This window comes from Methylobacterium nonmethylotrophicum (assembly GCF_004745635.1).
In the GTDB taxonomy this organism is placed as follows: domain Bacteria; phylum Pseudomonadota; class Alphaproteobacteria; order Rhizobiales; family Beijerinckiaceae; genus Methylobacterium; species Methylobacterium nonmethylotrophicum.
Window position 1 is genome coordinate 265,311 of record NZ_SRLB01000008.1, and the last position, 17,691, is coordinate 283,001.

Annotated in this window: 16 protein-coding genes; 7 read left to right on the forward strand and 9 right to left on the reverse strand. The window is 72.4% G+C overall.

The window, feature by feature from the left end:
* Window positions 1-178 precede the first annotated feature (178 nt).
* The gene (locus EU555_RS13230) at window positions 179-3,526 is read left to right on the forward strand and encodes a hybrid sensor histidine kinase/response regulator (RefSeq protein WP_135415090.1); all 3,348 of its coding nucleotides are present in this window, start codon (window positions 179-181) and stop codon (window positions 3,524-3,526) included.
* Window positions 3,519-4,421, forward strand: coding sequence for a response regulator (locus EU555_RS13235; RefSeq protein WP_135415091.1), 903 nt, complete (start codon window positions 3,519-3,521; stop codon window positions 4,419-4,421). The genes EU555_RS13230 and EU555_RS13235 overlap by 8 nt, the downstream gene beginning before the upstream one ends.
* A 195-nt stretch (window positions 4,422-4,616) precedes the next feature.
* Here the strand turns inward: EU555_RS13235 and EU555_RS13240 are convergent, their stop codons facing one another.
* From EU555_RS13240 to EU555_RS13245, 3 genes are read right to left on the reverse strand one after another with little or no spacing between them, the layout of a single operon-like run.
* Window positions 4,617-5,876, reverse strand: coding sequence for a Zn-dependent hydrolase (locus EU555_RS13240; RefSeq protein ID WP_135415092.1), 1,260 nt, complete (start codon window positions 5,874-5,876; stop codon window positions 4,617-4,619).
* 21 nt (window positions 5,877-5,897) lie between these two features.
* On the reverse strand, window positions 5,898-6,044 hold the full coding sequence (locus EU555_RS36135) for an amidohydrolase (RefSeq protein ID WP_167858532.1): 147 nt from the start codon (window positions 6,042-6,044) through the stop codon (window positions 5,898-5,900).
* Window position 6,045: 1 nt separating this feature from the next.
* A complete protein-coding gene (locus EU555_RS13245; protein WP_135415093.1) occupies window positions 6,046-7,101 on the reverse strand; it encodes a pyridoxal-phosphate dependent enzyme in 1,056 nt (351 codons plus the stop codon).
* A gap of 80 nt (window positions 7,102-7,181) precedes the next feature.
* On the opposite strand from EU555_RS13245, the gene EU555_RS13250 reads away from it, so the two are divergent.
* Window positions 7,182-7,640: an Lrp/AsnC family transcriptional regulator gene (locus EU555_RS13250; protein ID WP_245524285.1), complete on the forward strand. Its 459-nt coding sequence runs from the start codon at window positions 7,182-7,184 to the stop codon at window positions 7,638-7,640.
* Window positions 7,641-7,982: 342 nt separating this feature from the next.
* Here the strand turns inward: EU555_RS13250 and EU555_RS13255 are convergent, their stop codons facing one another.
* The 6 genes from EU555_RS13255 to EU555_RS13280 form a co-directional block, all read right to left on the reverse strand.
* On the reverse strand, window positions 7,983-8,978 hold the full coding sequence (locus EU555_RS13255) for a cupin domain-containing protein (RefSeq protein ID WP_135415094.1): 996 nt from the start codon (window positions 8,976-8,978) through the stop codon (window positions 7,983-7,985).
* Window positions 8,975-10,231, reverse strand: coding sequence for a Zn-dependent hydrolase (locus EU555_RS13260; protein WP_135415095.1), 1,257 nt, complete (start codon window positions 10,229-10,231; stop codon window positions 8,975-8,977). The genes EU555_RS13255 and EU555_RS13260 overlap by 4 nt, the downstream gene beginning before the upstream one ends.
* A gap of 3 nt (window positions 10,232-10,234) precedes the next feature.
* Complete coding sequence (locus tag EU555_RS13265) at window positions 10,235-11,113, reverse strand: alpha/beta fold hydrolase (RefSeq protein WP_135415096.1); 879 nt, start codon at window positions 11,111-11,113, stop codon at window positions 10,235-10,237.
* A gap of 179 nt (window positions 11,114-11,292) precedes the next feature.
* Window positions 11,293-12,429, reverse strand: a complete 1,137-nt coding sequence (locus EU555_RS13270) for a pyridoxal phosphate-dependent aminotransferase (RefSeq protein ID WP_135415097.1) — start codon at window positions 12,427-12,429, stop codon at window positions 11,293-11,295.
* A gap of 1 nt (window position 12,430) precedes the next feature.
* Window positions 12,431-13,210 carry an SDR family oxidoreductase gene (locus tag EU555_RS13275; protein WP_135415098.1) on the reverse strand — a complete coding sequence of 260 codons (780 nt, stop codon included), beginning with the start codon at window positions 13,208-13,210 and terminating at the stop codon, window positions 12,431-12,433.
* A 60-nt stretch (window positions 13,211-13,270) separates the two neighbouring features.
* Window positions 13,271-13,990, reverse strand: a complete 720-nt coding sequence (locus EU555_RS13280; RefSeq protein WP_135415099.1) for a GntR family transcriptional regulator — start codon at window positions 13,988-13,990, stop codon at window positions 13,271-13,273.
* A gap of 233 nt (window positions 13,991-14,223) precedes the next feature.
* Between EU555_RS13280 and EU555_RS13285 the strand changes: the two genes are divergently transcribed.
* From EU555_RS13285 to EU555_RS13300, 4 genes are read left to right on the forward strand one after another with little or no spacing between them, the layout of a single operon-like run.
* On the forward strand, window positions 14,224-15,060 hold the full coding sequence (locus EU555_RS13285) for an ABC transporter ATP-binding protein (RefSeq protein WP_135415100.1): 837 nt from the start codon (window positions 14,224-14,226) through the stop codon (window positions 15,058-15,060).
* On the forward strand, window positions 15,057-15,851 hold the full coding sequence (locus EU555_RS13290) for a class II aldolase/adducin family protein (protein WP_245524286.1): 795 nt from the start codon (window positions 15,057-15,059) through the stop codon (window positions 15,849-15,851). Before EU555_RS13285 ends, EU555_RS13290 begins: the two co-directional genes overlap by 4 nt.
* Window positions 15,852-15,866: 15 nt before the next feature.
* Complete coding sequence (locus EU555_RS13295) at window positions 15,867-16,883, forward strand: ABC transporter substrate-binding protein (protein ID WP_135415101.1); 1,017 nt, start codon at window positions 15,867-15,869, stop codon at window positions 16,881-16,883.
* Window positions 16,880-17,680, forward strand: coding sequence for an ABC transporter permease (locus tag EU555_RS13300; protein WP_135415102.1), 801 nt, complete (start codon window positions 16,880-16,882; stop codon window positions 17,678-17,680). The genes EU555_RS13295 and EU555_RS13300 overlap by 4 nt, the downstream gene beginning before the upstream one ends.
* The last annotated feature ends 11 nt before the right edge of the window (window positions 17,681-17,691 follow it).

The window sequence follows — 17,691 nt, forward strand, 5'->3', positions numbered from 1 at the left end:
CGCTGTTTTGCGTATACCGCCCGGCCGCGCGGCTGGACAGGATCATGCGCTCCCGTGCGGCGCGCGGGCCGGACAGTCCGCAGGCAGTCTCCCGGGCGGTCCGGCTCGGCGCGCGCCTTGCTGGTATCGCGGAACGAGGGTCGAAGACTGCGCCACGACGGGCGCGATGCGGAGGCTCATGCCCGGACGACAGCGCATCATCCCGGTCCGCCGCGACTACAACCGGTGGGTGGCGAACGAGACGCTGGAGGACTTCGCCCTGCGCTTCACGGCGAAGCGCGCCCGGCGCTGGTCGGTGATGCGGGTCGCCCAGACGGCGCTCGGCTCGGTGGCCTTCCTGGCCCTGGAGGCGATCGGCGGCACGCTGATCCTGTCGAGCGGCTTCACCAACACGCTTCTGGCGGTGCTCACCGTCGGGCTCGTCATCTTCGCCACCGGCGTGCCGGTGAGCGCCTACGCGGCCCGCTACGGGCTCGACGTCGATCTCCTGACCCGCGGGGCGGGTTTCGGCTATATCGGCTCGACCATCACCTCGCTCATCTACGCGAGCTTCACCTACCTGTTCTTCGCCATCGAGGCGGCGATCCTGGCGCTCGCCCTCGAGCTCGGCTTCGGTCTGCCGCTCGCCGTCGGCTACCTCGTCAGCGCGCTGGCGGTGATCCCGCTCGTCACCTACGGCATCGCGCTGATCAGCCGGTTCCAGCTCGTCACGCAGCCGGTCTGGCTGGCGCTGAACCTCCTGCCGGTCGCCTTCATCGCGGCCTACGCGGATGCGCCGCTCGAGGCCTGGATGCGCCATGCCGGCCTGTCGGGCGAGCGGGGCGGGGGCTTCGACCTCCTCCTCTACGGCGCGGCCTGCGGTATCCTGTTCTCGCTCATCGCGCAGATCGGCGAGCAGGTGGATTTCCTGCGCTTCGTGCCGCCGCCGGAGCCGGCGCGGCGCGGGCGCTGGTGGGCGGCGGTGCTCGGGGCGGGGGCGGGCTGGATCCTGCCCGGGATGCTCAAGATCCTGCTCGGCTCGTACCTCGCCGTGCTGGCGCTGGCCCACGGCGTGTCGCCCGAGCGCGCGAGCGAGCCGACCCAGATGTACGCGGTCGCCTTCGGCTACGTCGTGTCGGCGCCCGGCGCCGCCATCGCGCTGACCACGCTCTTCGTCGTGCTCTCGCAGCTCAAGATCAACGTGACCAACGCCTATGCGGGCTCGATCGCGTGGTCGAACTTCTTCTCGCGCCTGACCCACAGCCATCCGGGGCGGGTGGTCTGGCTCCTCTTCAACGTCGCCATCGCGCTGCTCTTGATGGAACTCGGCGTCTACAAGACCCTGGAGCGCACGCTCGGCTTCTACGCCCTGGTGGCGGCGGCCTGGATGGGGGCGCTCGTCGCCGACCTCGCGGTCAACAAGCCGCTCGGCCTCTCGCCGCCCGGCATCGAGTTCAAGCGCGCGCACCTCTACGACGTGAATCCGGTCGGCACCGGCGCGATGGCGCTCGCCTGCCTCCTCGCCTGCCCGGCCTATGCGGGCCTGTTCGGGGAAGGGCCGCAGGCCTTCGCGGCCTTCGTCGCGCTGGGCACCGCCTTCGCGGCCGCCCCCCTGATCGCCTGGGCGACGGGGGGACGCTACTACCTCGCGCGCCGGCCGCGCCGGCACTGGCGGCATCGCGGCGAGATCACCTGCGGGGTCTGCGAGCACGGCTTCGAGCACGAGGACATGGCCCACTGCCCCGCCTACGGGGTGCCGATCTGCTCGCTCTGCTGCTCCCTCGACGCCCGCTGCGGCGACCTCTGCAAGCCGCATGCGCGGCTGGGCGCCCAGGCGCGCCACGTCGCCGAGCGCCTGCTCCCGGCGCGCGTCGCGGCGCTCGTCGACTCGCGGCTGGGGCGCTACGCGGGGGTGATGCTGGCGCTCTGCGCCGCCGCCGGGCTGATCCTCGGCGTCATCTACGCCGAGGGCGCGCACCGGGCGCCCGAGCACCGCGCGGTGCTGGCGCAGGCGCTGCAGGCGGTGTTCTTCGTCATGGCGGTGATCTTCGGGGTGGTGGCGTGGCTCTTCGTGCTGGCGCAGGAGAGCCGCCGCGTCGCGCAGGAGGAGACCGCCCGCCAGACGGCACTCCACCGGGCCGAGATCGCCGCCCACAGGGTCACCGACGCCAAGCTCCAGAAGGCCAAGGAGGCGGCGGAGGCGGCCAACCTCGCCAAGAGCCGCTACGTGGTGGGCATCAGCCACGAGCTGCGCACGCCGCTCAACGCCGTGCTCGGCTACGCCCAGCTCCTCGAGGCCGACGCGGCGATCCCGCCGCAGCGCCGTTCCGGCATCCGGGTGATCCGGCGCAGCGCCGAGCATCTCTCGGGCCTGATCGATGGGCTCCTCGACATCTCGCGCATGGAGGCGGGCCGGCTCCAGCTCCACCGCGACGAGGTCCGGCTGCCCGACTTCCTCGATCAGATCGTCGACATGTGCCGGCCGCAGGCCGAGGCGGTCGGGCTGGAGTTCCGCTTCGACAGGCCGAGAAGCCTGCCGGCCCTCGTCGCGACCGACGAGAAGCGCCTGCGCCAGATCCTCCTCAACCTGATCTCGAACGCGATCAAGTTCACGGCCCGCGGCCACGTCGAACTCCAGATGACCTACCGCAGCCAGATCGCCGAGTTCGCCGTGACCGACACCGGCACCGGCATCCCGGAGGCCGACCGCCAGCGCATCTTCGAGCCCTTCGTGCGCGGCTCGCTGCCGGCCGCCACGAGCACGCCCGGTACCGGGCTCGGCCTGACCATCGCGCACCTGCTGGCGCAGGTGATGGGCGGCGAGATCACGGTGACGAGCGAGCTCGGGCGCGGCAGCACCTTCCGGTTGCGGCTGATGCTGTCCTCCCTGGCGGGCCCGGCCCGTGCTGCGCCCGCCGAGGCGCCGATCACCGGCTATACCGGGCGGCGGCGCACGATCTTCGTGGTCGACGACGACCCGGCCCATCGCGACCTGATGCGCGAGATCCTGGTGCCGCTGGGCTTCACGCTGCTCTCGGCCGCCGACGGGCCGACCTGCCTCGATCTCGCCGCGGGCTGCCGGCCCGACCTCTTCCTCCTCGACATCGCCATGCCGGGCATGAACGGCTGGGAACTCGCCCGGGCCCTGCGCGCCTCCGGCCACGGCCCGGCCCGCATCGCCATGATGTCGGCCAACGCCCACGAGATCAGCCCGGTGCGGGGCGAGGACGCGCCGCACGACGCGATGATCGCCAAGCCCTTCGACCTGCGCGACTTCCTGGGCCGCATCCAAGGGCTGCTCGGCCTCGACTGGACGAGCCCGGAGGCGCCCGCGCCGCATCACGGCCCGCGGCGGGCGGGCCCCGAGGAGATCGCCGAGCTGATCCGGCTCGGGCGCATCGGCCACGTGCGGGGCATCGAGGCGAAGCTCGCGGAGATCGAGGCCGCGGCGCCCGAGCCCTATCTCGCCGAGCTGCGCGGCCTCGTGCAGGCCTACGACCTGCCGCGCTACATGGCGATGCTCGAAGGGATGCGCGGCGATGCCTGAGCCCGGCCGCGACCTCGTCCTCGTCGTCGACGACTCGCCCGAGACCCTGAGCTTCCTCACCGCCGCGATCGAGGCGACGGGCGCCACCGTGCTGGTCGCGGTCTCGGGCGAGGCCGCCCTGGTGCTGGTGCAGGAGATCACCCCCGACATCGTCCTCCTCGACGCGGTGATGCCGGGCCTCGACGGGTTCGAGACCTGCCGGCGCCTGAAGGCCGACGCGGCGCTCGCCCACGTCCCGGTGATCTTCATGACCGGCCTGTCCGAGACCGAGCACATCGTGCGGGGTCTCGAGGCCGGCGGGGTCGACTACGTCACGAAGCCGATCTCGGCCGGCGAGATCCTGGCGCGGATCCGCGTCCACCTCGCCAATGCGCGGGCGGCCCAGAGCGCGCGGCTCGCCCTCGACAGCGCCGGGCGCTTCCTGTTCGCGGTCGACGCCGCGGGGGCGGTCCGCTGGTGCACGCCGCAGGCGGTGAGGCTCCTGCGCGACCTCGACCCCGCCGCCCCGGGCGACCCGGCGCTGCCGCCCGCCGCGCGGGCCTGGCTGCGCGCCGGGTCCGCCGGCCCGCTGACGCTGACGCTCCGCGACGGCCGCCGCCTGCAGCTCAGCCGGATCGGCCGCGTCGGCGGCGACGAGGTGCTGCTGCGCCTCACCCTCGAGAGCGGCGGCGAGATCGAGCGCCTGCGCCGGGTGCTCGGCCTGACCCACCGGGAAGCCGAGGTGCTGCTCTGGGTCTCCCGCGGCAAGGCCAGCCGCGACATCGGCGAGATCCTCTCGCTCAGCCCCCGCACCGTCACCAAGCACCTGGAGCAGATCTACGCCAAGCTCGGCGTCGAGAACCGCACCTCGGCCTCGGCGCTGGTCGTGCGCGCGCTCCAGGACGAGCGGGCCTGACCGGCCGCCTGCCGGATCGGCGCGGCTTCGGATTGCGTCGCGCGACCGGGCGGCGTCGGGCCGGACGGCAGGCGGAGGCGGGCACGGTCGCCCGGTCCCGCGGCGAGGCGGCTGCGCCGTCGCCCGTGTCCCAGCGCGGCGCCGGTGATGATCCCGTGACGGCAGCGCCCTCCTCTAACCACAAGGGCCGTCCCCTCACGACGGAAACAGGTTCCCGGGAGGACCGGCGGCGATCCGGCGGACCACGTCGAGGAGCACGTCGGCGCCCGCCACCAGGTCGGCATCCGCGGTGAATTCCCGCGGATTGTGGCTGATGCCGTCCCGGCTGGGGACGAAGATCATTGCTGCCGGGCAGAGCCGCGCCATCATCTGCGCGTCGTGGCCGGCGCCCGACGTCATCCGCCGGGTCGACAGGCCGCGTGCTCCGGCGGCGGCCTCGATCGCCCGGACGAGGCCGGGATCGAACGTGACGGGGTCGAAGCGGGCGAGCCGGCGCACCGAGACCGCGACGCCCTCGGCCCGGGCGATCTCCTGCAGCCGCGCCGCGACATCCGCCTCCAGCCTCGCGAGCGCGTCCGCGTCGGGATCGCGCAGGTCGACCGTGAGCACGGCGCGCCCCGGGATCACGTTGATGGCATCGGGCTCCAGGCGGAGACGGCCGATCGTGGCGACGCTGCGGCCGTTGCCGCGGCGCGCACGCTCGCGCAGCCAGGTCACGAGCCCGGCTGCGGCGACGCCCGCGTCCTGCCGCAGGCTCATCGGCGTGGTCCCGGCATGGTTGGCCGTGCCCTCGATGACGACCTCCTGCCAGGAGATCCCCTGCAGGGTCTCGACCGCCCCGATCGCGATGCCCTCGCGCTCCAGCACGGGACCCTGCTCGACATGCAGCTCGACATAGGCGTGCGGCACGAGAAAGCCCGGCGCCTGCGGCCCGGCATAGCCGATCCGCGCCAGCTCCTCGCCGAGCCGCGTCCCGTCGGTCCCGACCGTCGCCAGGGCCTCCTCCGGCGGGAGGCCGCCGGCATAGACGAGCGAGCCCAGCATGTCCGGGGCGTAGCGCACGCCCTCCTCGTTGGTGAACGCGGCGACGGCGAGCGGGCGCGCGGGGATCTCGCCCGCGTCCCGCAGGGCCTCGACGACGCCGATCCCGGCGAGCACGCCCGCGCAGCCGTCATAGGCGCCGGCATCGATCACGGTGTCGATGTGCGAGCCCATCATCACGGGAGCGCCCTGCGCCCCTGCCGGGCACCACAGGCCGATCAGGTTGCCGATCCAGTCGATCTCGACCGCGAGCCCGGCCTCGCGCATCCAGCCCGCGACGGCGTCGCGGCCGGCGCGGTCGGCGTCCGACGCAGCGAGGCGCGTGCGCCGTCCCTGGTCGTCGCGACCGATGGCGGCGAGCGTCCGCAGGCGGTGCAGGAAACGCGTGGCGTCGATGCCGGAGGATGGGGACATGGCGGGCTCGCTCCTGACCGGTCAGGCCGCCGGCAGGCGCCGGCGGACAATGGCGAGGGGGAAGGCGGCGCCGTCGGGGAGCGCCGCGTCGTCGAAGTCGTGGGCCGGGTCGTGCAGCGGCGCCGAATCGCCGTGACGCAGCGGGGCATGGGACGCAAGGTCGGGCACGTCACTCCGCGAGGGGCCCCTCGGTGACCAGGATCAGGAGGCGGCTCCCGGCATCCAGCCCGAGCTCCTCCGCCCGCCCCGGGTTGCCGAGCGCCGCGATGGCGCCGGCGAGGCCCGCCGCCCCCGACGGCGTGGTGGCGGGTCCTCCATGCGCCGCGAGGATGTCCGGCGCCTCGGCCAGCCCGGGCTCGGCCACCGTCACCACCTGCGCGCCGTACCGCTTCAGCACGGCGATGGCCGGCGCACTGGCCTCGCCGCAGGACAGCATCTCGGCGGCCGTGTGCAGGTCGCCCGGAACGCGGACCGGGCGGTCCGCCGCCATGGCGGCCTCGAGGCAGGCGGCCGAAGCGGGCTCCACCGCGACGATCCGGGCCGGCGCGGCCAGGAAACCGGCCAGGCCTTCCGCAATCGCCGCGGCGAGGCCGCCGACCCCGGCCTGCACGAACAGGTGGGTCGGCCGCTCGTCCCCGGCCCGGGCCACCTGCGCGCGGATCTCCGACGCCATCACGCCGTAGCCGGCCATCACGTCGTGCACGACCGGGTCATCGGGATCGTCGGTGGTGTCGGCGACGAGGAGACCGGACCCGGCGCGGGCGGCCTCGGCCGCGGCGTCGACGGCGTCGTCGTAGGTGCCCTCGATCCGGACGATCTCCGCGCCCTGATCGCCGATGCGCCGGGCGCGCGACGCGGGCACCCCGGCATGCAGGAACACGCGCGCCGGCGCTCCGGCGAGGCGGGCCGCCAGGGCGACGGCGAGCCCGTGATTGCCGTCGCTGGCGCAGACGAGGGCGGGCTGCCCGGCCGGGCGGGCGGCGACGAGGCCGGCGACGTCGCGCCCGGCGGAGCGGGCGAGCGCCCGCAGCCCGGCATAGGTGCCGCCGAGCGACTTGAAGCTGCCCAGCAGCCTGCGGCCCTCGTCCTTGGCGAGGACCCGGGCGACGCCGAGGCGCGTCGCCAGCCCCGGCAGCGCGACGAGGGGCGTGGCGGCGTAGCCCGGATCGAGGCGCAGCAGATCGGCCGCGATCGCGTCCGGTGTGGTGTGAGCGTGGGTCGTCATGCGGTCAGCCTAGCGAGACCCGGCGCCGATTGGCGCCGAAATCATGCTGGCTTACGCTGCTTTCCGTCGCGCAGGGCTGCATGATGCCGGAAACCGCCAAACTCGACGCCTTCGATCGGGCCCTCCTGGATGCGGTGCAGACGGATAACCAGACGCCGGCGCGCGTGCTGGCCGAGCGGGTCGGCCTCTCGGAGAGCGCGGTCCTTCGGCGCCTGAGGCGCTTGAGAGGCGAAGGGGTGATCGTGGCCGACGTCGCGGTCGTGAACCCCGCGGTGCTGGGAACGCCGCTCACGGTTCATGTCCTGGTCTCGCTGGAGCGCGAGACCTCCGACCTGCTCGACGCGTTCATGCGACGCCTGCGACGGCGCCCCGAGGTGAAGGCGGCCTGGTACGTCACCGGCGATACGGATTTCGTGCTCCAGCTGCGGCTCTCCGGCATGGATGCCTACGAGGCGTTCGCGCGCGACGTCTTCCACGACGATCCGAACGTGCGCGGCTTCCGGACGATCGTGGCGATGCGCCAGATCGTCGGATCCTGAGATCACGGGCGCCGGCAAACCGGCCCGTACCGGACGAGGAGGGAGGACGGTTTCAAGGTCCGATCCCGGCGGGCAGACCGCCGTGATCATGCACCGGACCGAACGGACGCCCGGCGCGTTCCGTTACGCCATGCCCTCGGGAGCACCTTCGCGGCAGGGAGGCTGCCGGGCTCTCTCAAGATTCTCCCTGATCTCTGCCTCTGCGACCGGCCGCCGCTCTCGCGCAGGGCCACGGCCTCCCGTGCGGATGCGGGGGTGAACGCGCGCCGCATCCTTCCCGTCACGCACCGTCCCGGCGCGCAGCGAGGGTCCCCGAGGAGTCCGCGAGGCCGGTTCTCCCGCTCACTCCAGGAACGCGAAGCCCATGGTGCGGGCGTGGTAGTGCAGGCCGCCGTCCTGCACGATCAGGAAGCGGGCGCGAGCCTCGCCCTCGTTGTGGTGCGCGTGCGGCGCACCCGGCGGCGTCACCAGGGTCGCCCACGGGGTCCAGTCGCAGCGGGCGCCATCGACGGTCGAGAAGCAGCGTTCGCCCGCGACCACGAGGGTCACCGCCGCCGAGTTGTGGCGGTGCGCGCGCTGATGCGTGCCGGGCGGCAGGGTGTTGAGCGACAGGGTCAGGGTCGGCAGGATGTTGCGGCTCGCCTCGAGCCCGTCCGAGGAGAAGATCAGCGCGAGGCCCGAGGTCGCGGCGTTGGTCCCGGCGGCCGTGATCACCGCGAGCTGACGCTCGATCTCGGCGGCCGGGTAATGCACCGGAGCGACCGGTGCGGCGGGCGGGCGCGAGGCGTCGTGGGCGAGCTGGGGCTCGTTGCTGACGCACCACAGGACGGTCCGGCTCTGCGCCGCGTGCGTGACCGCGCATCCGGGCAGCAGCATCACGTCGCCGGGTCCCCAAGACAGGGTCTCGGTCCCGGCCTGCGTCTCGCCGGTGCCGGCGATGACGAACCAGACAGAGCCGGTCGCCGCGAGGTCGCAGGCGAGGCGCTCGCCCGCCGCGATCGTGGCGTAGCGGGCGAGCATCAACGGGGTCGTGGCCGGGAACGGGCAGGCCAGCGCCTCGGCCTGGTCGCAGGGGATGAAGCCCGTCGGCGCGTCCGGGGCGAGCGCCCGGGCGGCCGCGCGCGTGAACACCCGGCCGGGCACCGGCGGCAGCTTGATGTTGAAGGCATTACCGGAATTGAAGTAGCGCGCCCGCGCCTCGGCCGGCCCGGCCGGGCTTTCCGGCAGCTGGACCGGCAGGTCCGCCATGTCGATCGGTGCCATGTCGGTGGGCATCATGTCGATCGGTGCCGCCTCCACCGGCGCGCGGTCGGCGTCCGGGGCGAAGGTCTCGGTCATCGTGCGTCTCCTCGGGCGAGGGGCAGGGCGTCGGCGAAGGCGAGGTCGTCGAGCACGCGGGCGAGCACGGCCGCGCCGGCGGCGAGGTGGGCCGGCTCGGCCCATTCGGCCGGGGCGTGGCTGATCCCAGACCGGCAGGGGATGAAGATCATCGCGCTCGGGGCGAGGCCGGCGAGGTGGCGGGCATCGTGGCCGGCCGCCGAGAGCAGCGGCATCGCCGGAATGCCGAGCGCCGCCGCCGCCCGCCCGATCCGCTCCCGCAAGACCGGATCGAACCCGTTCGAGGGCGCGTCGACGAGCGGCGTCACCGCGACCGCGCAGGGCGTGGCCTCGGCCCGGCACAGGGGCGCGATGCGCGCGCCGGCCGCATCGAGCACGGCGTTGTCGGGGTGGCGCAGGTCGATGCTGAACCGGACCTCCCCCGCCACCACCGAGGGGGCGTTCGGCCTCACCTGCACCCGCCCGATGGTGAACTTGATCGTGGGGTCGAGGCCGCCGATCTCGCGGTGGAGCGCACAGGCGCAGCGCGCGAAGGCCGCGACCGCGTCGCGGCGCTCGGCCATCGCGAGGGTGCCGGCATGGCCCTCCGCGCCGGAGAGGCACACGGAGTACGTCTTCTTGCCCTGGATGCCGGTGACGATCCCGACGGGGATGCCCGCCGCCTCGAGCACCGGCCCCTGCTCGATGTGGAGTTCGAGATAGGCTCCGACCGGCGCAGCCAGGGGCCGGCGCGGCAGGTCGGGGAAGCCGGCCAGGAAACGGTCGAGGGCGTCCCCGGCGCCGATCCCGTCGGCGTCCCGGACGGCCCGGATCGCCGCGAGGTCGCGTAACCCGCAATAGGCCTCCGAGCCCATCATGCCGGGGGCGAAGCGGCTGCCCTCCTCGTTCATCCAGGCGACGACGACGCAGTCGCGCGCCGGCACCCGGCCGCTCGCCGCCAGATCCGTCACCGCGTCGAGGGCGGCGAGCACCCCGGCCGCGCCGTCGAAGCGCCCGCCGGTCGGCTGGGTGTCGAGGTGGCTGCCGAGCAGGACCGGCGGGGCCGCCCGGTCGCGGCCGGGCAGGACCAGGAAGAGGTTGGCGGCGGCGTCGGTCTGAGGATCCAGGCCGGCCTCGCGGCCCCAGGCGATGACGCGTCGCCACGCCTCGGCCTCGCCCTCGGTGAGGGCCTGGCGGTCGACGCCGCCGCCCGGGATGGCGCCGATCTCGGCGAGTGCCATCAGCCGGCGCCAGAGCCGGTCGGGATCGGTCATGATTCAGCGCGTCCGCATGATCTGGCCCGGCAGCGCCCGCGGATCGCGGGGCAGCCAGCGCCCGGCCTCGACCTGGGCGATGAACTCGGCGACGAGCGCGTTGAAGGCGGCGGGCTCCTCGAGGTTGAGGGTGTGGCCGGTCTTCGGGAAGACCGAGAGGCCGCAGGCGGGGATCGTCCTCTTCAGGAAGAGGCCGGGCTGGAGGCAGTGGTCGTCCTCGTCGCCGACCACCACCAGGGTCGGCACCGCCATCCGCTTCAGCTCGTCCTCGAGGTCGTAGAAGGATGGCCGGCGGGCCTGGACGCCGCGCATCGTCATCGCGGCGCCCCTGTCCGAGTGAGTGGCGAGCCGCTCGGCGAAGACCTGCCAGCCGCGCGGGTCCTTGTTCTGGAACTGCACCCTGCTGGCGCCCAGGGCATAGATCTTCGAGAACTCCTTCGCGCCCTTGCGCTCGAAATTCTCGGCCACTTCGAGGGAGACGCCGCGAAAATACTCCTCGAACTCCTTCTCGCAGCCGTAGCCGGCGCCCGCGACCGTCAGCGAGAGGGCGCGCTCGGGGTATCGCAGGCCGACATGCACGGTGCAGAACCCGCCCATCGACAGGCCGACGATGTGGGCCTTGTCGATGCCGAGACCGTCGAGCACCGCCACCGCGTCGTCGGCGGCGATCGCCTGGGAGTAGGCGTCGAGGCTCTCCGGCACGTCGGACGGCGGGTAGCCGCGCGCCGCGTAGGTGATGCAGCGGTGCCGCCGGCTGAAATACTGCATCTGCGGCTCCCAGCTCGCGTGGTTGCCGCCGAATTCGTGGATGAACAGGATCGGGGTGCCGTCCCCCGCCTCCTCGACGTGAAGCTGGACGCCGTCCTTGGTGGTGATCTTCATGGTCGACTGTCCTGGTCTGCCGCTCCGGTCCGAGCCCGGAACGGGGCAGGGCCTGTTTGAGACGTAGAATTATCTTCGCGAGCGACTGGTCTGTCCCGCCCTCGACCTCATCCTGAGGTGGATGGTTGGAACTCCCGGCTCTTTGAAGACGCCACAGATGTCACTGGTCAAACAACCCCTCAGAATTGCGGGGGCAGATCGTTCAGCCTGCGCGCCTCCTCCGCCAGGGCCGGCAGCAGGTCGCAGAACCGCTCCACCCACGGCGTCGGCACCGAGGTCGAGACCTTGACGAAGCGGTCGCCGAAGCGGGCGGTGTGGTAGGTGCCCTGGCGGATCATGATGCCGCGGCGGCGGTAGCACTCGACCAGCGCCTCGGGCCGGATCCCGGCGCCGATCGTCTCGAGCACCAGGAAGTTGCCGTGCGAGGGGAGGACCGGCAGCGCCAGCTCCTCGACCCGGCCGGCGGCTTCTCCGATCATCGCCTTGTTGGCCCGGTCGATGCGGCGGACCTTCTCCATCCAGTCGGGCTTCACCGCCAGGCCGGCCTCGGCGGCGCGCTGCGCGATCACGCTGGCGCCGAGCACGCTGGTGGTGCGCGACGCCATCTCCTCGAACAGGGCGGGGGAGGCGACGAGCGCCCCGATGCGCAAACCCGCGAGGCCGAGCCACTTCGAGAAGCTCAAGGAGACGACCGCGTTCTCGGGGTCGGCGAGGAGCGCCGGGTGGTGGCCCTCGGCGAAGTCGCGATAGGTGCAGTCGTGGACGAGGAGCGCGCCGCATTCCCGGGCGATCTGCGCGAAGGCCTCGATCTCGTCCTTCGTGTAGCGGATGCCGAGGGGGTTGTTGGGATCGACGAGGTAGATGATCGCCGTGCGCGCGTCGACGTTCGCGCGCAGCGCCTCCGGGGTCAGCCGATAGGCGCAGGCGGGATCGTAGATCGGGATCTCGATCACCGTGGCGCCGGCCTGCGCGGCGAACAGGCACGGCCACTTCCAGGTGGGGTCGGTGGTGACGAAGGTGGTGCCGGGCCGGCAGCGGGCGCGGCACACCATCGCCAGCGCGTTGACGCCGCCCTCCGTCACCAGCGCCTCGGCGCCCGGCGTGCCGAGATCGGCGATGATCGCGGCGCGCAAGGATTCGAAGCCCAGCGGCGGCGCGTAGGCGTTGAAGGCGCCGTCATCGACCGCCCGGATCATCGCGGCGCGCACGGCCGGGTGCGCCTCGATGTGATTGGTGTTCTGGCCGAGCCAGATCAGGTCCGGCGTCGCCGAGAGGTCGTCGAAGTAGCGGTTGCGGGTGAGGGCGGGGGAGGCCATCTCAGATCACCGAGCCGCGGGAGGCGATGCCGCCGTCGATGGTGACGACGGTGCCGGTGATGTAGCCGGCCCGGGGCGAGGCCAGGAAGGCGCAGAGGTCGGCGACCTCCTCCGAGGTGGCGGGGCGCTTGCCCGGGTACTTGTCGAACAGTTCCTGCCAGCGCGCCTCGTCGCCCAGCATGTCGATCGCCTTGCGCTTCATGATCTTGAGCATGCGGTCGGTGGCGACCGGCCCGGGATTGATCGCGACCACCCGCACGCCGTGATCGAGGCTGCGGCCGCCGAGCGCCTTGGTGAACGACATCAGCGCGGCGTTGCCGGTGCTGCCTGCGATGTAGCTCGCGTCCCAGTTCTCGCCCGAATTGCCGATGACGTTGACGATCACGCCGCCGCGGCCCTTCAGGCGCGGATAATACAGGCGCGACAGCGTGATGTAGCCGAACACCTTGAGGTCGAAGCCCCGGCGCCAGTCGGCCTCCTCCAGGATCTCGATCGAGCCGGCCGGGATGTCGCCGGCATTGTTGACGAGGATGTCGATGTCGCCGGCCTCCGCGGCGAGCCGCTCCATCGCGGCAGTGCTCGACAGGTCGAGGGCGTGCACGGTCACCCGGATGCCGTACTCGGCTTCCAGCGCGCGCTTGGCCTCCTCCATCGCCGCGCCGTTGCGGGCGGCCAGATGCAGGTGGCAGCCCTCGGCCGCGAAGGTGCGGGCGACGGCGAGGCCGATGCCCTTCGAGGCGCCGGTGATCAGGGCGGTCTTGTCGGTGAGGTCGAGCTGCACGGGGCACTCCTGGCGACGACAGGTATGCATGGCGCAGCAATTTGCATACCAAGCCGGTGGTCACTCGAACGCCGCCAGGAAGTCGAGCAGGTTGTCGCCGAGCAGCGCGACGTGGTCGCGCATCGCCCGGTGCGCGCCTTCCGGGTCATGGGCGAGGATCGCCCGCATCACCGCCTCGTGCTCGCGGATGGTGTCGCTCATCCGGTTCGGCATCCGGGTGACGCGGCGGCGATAGGCGGCGACCTGGTTGCGCAGGCGCCGGGTCTGGTCGGCCAGGAAGGCGTTGCGGGCGGCCTCGTAGATCGCCTCGTGGAACTCCTGGTTGACGTCGTAGAAGGCGTCGGCGTCGCGGCCGTCGACGAGGTCGGCGAGGCGCTGATGGATCGGCTCGATCGTCGCCCGCCAGGTCGGCGGCACGCGCCGGGCGGCGAGCCGCGCGCACAGGCCCTCGAGCTCCGCCATCACCTGGAACATCTCGATCAGGGCGTGCGCCCCGATGCTACGCACCACCGCGCCCTGGCGGCCGCGCAGCTCGACCAGGTTGCTCGCCGCGAGCAGCCGGAACGCCTCGCGCACCGGCGTGCGCGACACGCCGTAGCGCAGGGCGATCTCCTGCTCGTCGAGGCGGCTGCCCGGCTCGAGATGGCCGGCGGCGATCGCCGCCTCGAGCTGCTGGCGCAGGCCCTCCGCCAGGGTCACGCCGGGGGGAGGGGAGGCGGAGGGGCGCTTCTCCTCGAGCCGAATGACGTCGTTTTGTGCGCTTGCCGACGCCTTATGCATCTGTGAGGCTCATTTTTGTATACGTCATACCCGAGTCCCATCCATTCCCGATCGTTCCGGCCGCATGCACCGCCCGCTCGACGGCACTGGCAAGCCCGATGCCGCGGATCCGGCCCGCATCCGGCCGGCGCTGGCACATCCGTTGCAGAGGTCCGTGCATCGCGGCCGGTGCTCAGGCATGCCAGAGGCGGCCCTCGTTATACAAGAACCCGAAAGGACGTCTCTTGCGGGCCATGCTGCGACACCAGGACGACGCTCCCGCCCCGGCGCCGGAGCCCGAGCCGCTGATCGAGCTGAGGGGCGTCGACAAGACCTTCGGGCCGGTCAAGGCGCTGTCCGGCCTCTCGGCCCGGGTCGGGCGGGGCGAGTTCGTCACCGTCGTGGGCCCGAGCGGCTGCGGCAAGAGCACCCTGTTCAACATCGTGGCGGGCCTGGAGGAGCCGGATCCCGGCGGGGCGCTGCGGTTCGAGGGGCGGAGCTGCCACGCCGCCGACCTGCTCGGCCGCGTCTCGTTCATGCCCCAGCGCGACCTGCTGCTGCCCTGGCGCAACGTGATCGACAACGCGATCCTGGCCCTCGAGATCGAGGGCCGGCCGCGGAAAGAAGCCCGCGCCGAGGCGCTCAGGATGCTGCCCGAGTTCGGCCTGTCCGGCTTCGAGGCGCAGTACCCGCACCAGCTCTCCGGCGGCATGCGCCAGCGCGTGGCGCTCATGCGCACGTTCCTGTTCGAGCGCGACCTGATGCTGCTCGACGAGCCGTTCGGGGCGCTCGACGCGCTCACCCGCACGCTGATGCAGCGCTGGCTCCTCGACGTCTGGCAGCGCCACCGGCGCACGATCCTGTTCATCACCCACGACGTCGACGAGGCGATCTTCCTCGGTGACCGGGTGCTGGTGATGACCGCCCGGCCGGGCGCGGTGAAGCTCGAGCAGCGCATCGACCTGCCGCGGCCGCGCCGGCCCGACCTCGTCACCGCCCCCGAATTCATCCGGCTCAAGCGCACGCTCCTCGAGGCGATCGAGGAGGAGAGCCTGAAGTCGTTCCAGGTCGCCCAGGAGAAGGCCAGATGAGCGAAGGCCAGATGAGCGAAGGCCCGACCGCGACGGCGCGCGCCTGCGATCCCGCCGAGTGGGAGGCGCGCGTCGCGCTCGCCGCCTGCTACCGCTTGGTGGCGCAGCTCGGGATGGACGACCTGATCTACAACCACATCTCGGCCCGCGTGCCGGGACGCGAGAACGAGTTCCTGATCAACCCCTACGGCCTGCTCTTCGACGAGATCACCGCCTCGAGCCTCGTCAAGATCGACGTCGAGGGCACCATCCTCGACGACACGCCCCATACGGTGAACCTCGCCGCCTTCGTGATCCACGCGGCGATCCACAAGACGAGTCACGACGCGGCCTGCGTGCTGCACACCCACTCGGATGCCAGCGTGGCGGTCTCGGGCCAGGAGAAGGGCCTGCTGCCGCTCAGCCAGTTCGCGATGCGGTTCTACGAGAGGCAGGCCTTCCACGACTACGAGGGCGTGGCGATCGACCTCGACGAGCAGGCGCGCCTCGTGCGCGACCTCGGGCCCCACAAGGTCATGCTGATGCGCAACCACGGCATCCTGACGGTCGGCCGCACGCCCGGCGAGGCGTTCATGCTGCTCTACTACTTCGAGCGCGCCGCCCGCATCCAGCTCGACATGCAGGCCGCCGCCGCTGCCGGTGCCGCCCTGGTGATCCCTCCGCACGAGGTCTGCGAGCGCGCCGCGCGGCAGTTCTGGGAGCTGCAGGGCGACATCCTGATCCCCGGCGAGCGCGAATGGCCGGCGCTGATGCGCCGGCTCGACCGCACCGACCCGTCCTACCGCCACTGAAAGCGAAAGCCCCCGATGCTCAAGCGCCGCCACCTCCTCGCCGCCCTCGCCGCCATCGCCCTCACGGGTCCTGCGCTCGACGGACCCGCCGGCGCTGCCGAGCCCGTGAAGGCGTCCTTGCGCCTGAAATGGCTGCCGCAGGCGCAGTTCGCCGGGTTCTACGTCGCCGTTCAGAAGGGCTACTACAAGGCCGAGGGGCTCGACCTGACGATCAACCCGGGCGGGCCGAACCTGCTCGCCGAGAACCTCGTCGCCACCGGCGCCGACACGTTCGGCCTCTCGGGCGGCAGCGACAGCGTCTTCGCCGCCCGCGACAAGGGCCTGCCGGTGGTCTGCATCGGCGTCTCGCACCAGGTCACCCCGTTCGTCTTCGTCACCCGCAAGGACGGGCCGGTGAAGGCGCTCCACGACGTCAAGGGCCGCACGGTCACGACGTGGTTCACCGGCGCCAACCACGTCCTCAACGCCATCCTGGCCAAGGAGGGCATCAAGCCCGACGAGGTGAAGATCCAGCCGCAGCAGGTCAGCGTCACCCCTTTCGTCGACGGCGCCGTCGACGTCGCGACGGCCACCTACTACAACGAACTCTACGCCATCCAGAGCCGGATGGGTAAGGACACCTTGCGCACCTTCGTGGCCGAGGATTACGGCGTCACCTTCCCGCGCGACACCCTGATCGTGTCGGAATCGACCCTCAAGGAGAAGCCCGAGCTGGTGAAGGGCTTCCTGCGCGCCTCGATCCGCGGCTGGCGCGACGCCTTCGCCGACCCGAAGGCGGCCGTCGACACCGTGATGGCGATCGCCCCCACCCTCGACCGGGCGCACCAGGAGTTCATGCTCACGGAGGTCAAGCGCCTGATGCTGGCGGGCGCCGCCCGGGAGAAGGGCCTGTTCACGATCGACCCGGAGGCGCTCGCCAAGGCGCACGACCTCCTGCTCCAGGCCAAGGTGATCGGAAAGCCCGTCGACCTGAAGAGCGCCTTCGATCCGCGGCCCCTCGACGCCCTGTCCTCCGCGGACCGCCAGCTGTGAGCGCCGCCCCCGCCCTCGCGGCCTCGGCGCCGGCGGCCGGGCCCGGCCTGCTTGCCCGCCGGATCGGCGGACGGGTCGCCGTTCTGCTCGCCGTGGCGCTCGCCTGGGAGGGGCTGGTGCTCCTCCTCGGGATCCGGCCGTTCTACCTGCCCCGGCTCTCCGCCGTGCTGGCGGCGATCCTGGCGAGCCCCGGCGCCTATGCGTCGGGCTTCCTGCGCACGCTGGCCGAGACCCTGATCGGGTTCGTCGCGGGCGGCGCCTTCGGGGTGGCGGTCGCCGTCGCGTTCCTGCGGCTGCGCTCCTTGCGCGAGATGGTCTTCCCGCTCTTCGTCGTGTCGCAGACGATCCCCGTCATCGCCTTCGGGGCGCTGGTGGTGCTCTGGTTCGGCAACACGCTGATGGCGAAGGCGGTCATCGCCTTCTACCTCACCTTCTTCCCGGTCACCGTGAACGCGCTCATCGGCCTCGAATCGGTCGATCCGCGCCAGATCGCCCTGATGCGCAGCTTCGGCGCCTCGCCGCGCCAGATCCTCCTGCGCCTGCAGCTGCCGAGCGCCCTGCCGCAGACCTTCGTGGCGCTCAGGCTCGCCGCCTCGCTCAGCCTCGTCGGCGCCATCGTGGGCGAGTGGTTCGGCGACACGACGGGTCTCGGCGTGCTGCTGCTGCAGGCGATGTACAACGAGAACGTGGTGGCGATCTGGGCCGCGCTCCTGGTCGCGGCGCTGCTCGGCACCGGCTTCTACGCCGCGGTCGCGCTCCTCGAGCGCCGCGTCGTGTTCTGGGGGGCCGAGCAGTGACGGCGCAACGA

Coding starts and splice junctions, on each gene's coding strand:
- EU555_RS13230 (WP_135415090.1), top strand. CDS start 179: ATGCCCGGACGACAGCGCATCATCCCGGTCCGCCGCGACTACAACCGG.
- EU555_RS13235 (WP_135415091.1), top strand. CDS start 3,519: ATGCCTGAGCCCGGCCGCGACCTCGTCCTCGTCGTCGACGACTCGCCC.
- EU555_RS13240 (WP_135415092.1), bottom strand. CDS start 5,876: ATGTCCCCATCCTCCGGCATCGACGCCACGCGTTTCCTGCACCGCCTG.
- EU555_RS13245 (WP_135415093.1), bottom strand. CDS start 7,101: ATGACGACCCACGCTCACACCACACCGGACGCGATCGCGGCCGATCTG.
- EU555_RS13250 (WP_245524285.1), top strand. CDS start 7,182: ATGATGCCGGAAACCGCCAAACTCGACGCCTTCGATCGGGCCCTCCTG.
- EU555_RS13255 (WP_135415094.1), bottom strand. CDS start 8,978: ATGACCGAGACCTTCGCCCCGGACGCCGACCGCGCGCCGGTGGAGGCG.
- EU555_RS13260 (WP_135415095.1), bottom strand. CDS start 10,231: ATGACCGATCCCGACCGGCTCTGGCGCCGGCTGATGGCACTCGCCGAG.
- EU555_RS13265 (WP_135415096.1), bottom strand. CDS start 11,113: ATGAAGATCACCACCAAGGACGGCGTCCAGCTTCACGTCGAGGAGGCG.
- EU555_RS13270 (WP_135415097.1), bottom strand. CDS start 12,429: ATGGCCTCCCCCGCCCTCACCCGCAACCGCTACTTCGACGACCTCTCG.
- EU555_RS13280 (WP_135415099.1), bottom strand. CDS start 13,990: ATGCATAAGGCGTCGGCAAGCGCACAAAACGACGTCATTCGGCTCGAG.
- EU555_RS13285 (WP_135415100.1), top strand. CDS start 14,224: ATGCTGCGACACCAGGACGACGCTCCCGCCCCGGCGCCGGAGCCCGAG.
- EU555_RS13290 (WP_245524286.1), top strand. CDS start 15,057: ATGAGCGAAGGCCAGATGAGCGAAGGCCCGACCGCGACGGCGCGCGCC.
- EU555_RS13295 (WP_135415101.1), top strand. CDS start 15,867: ATGCTCAAGCGCCGCCACCTCCTCGCCGCCCTCGCCGCCATCGCCCTC.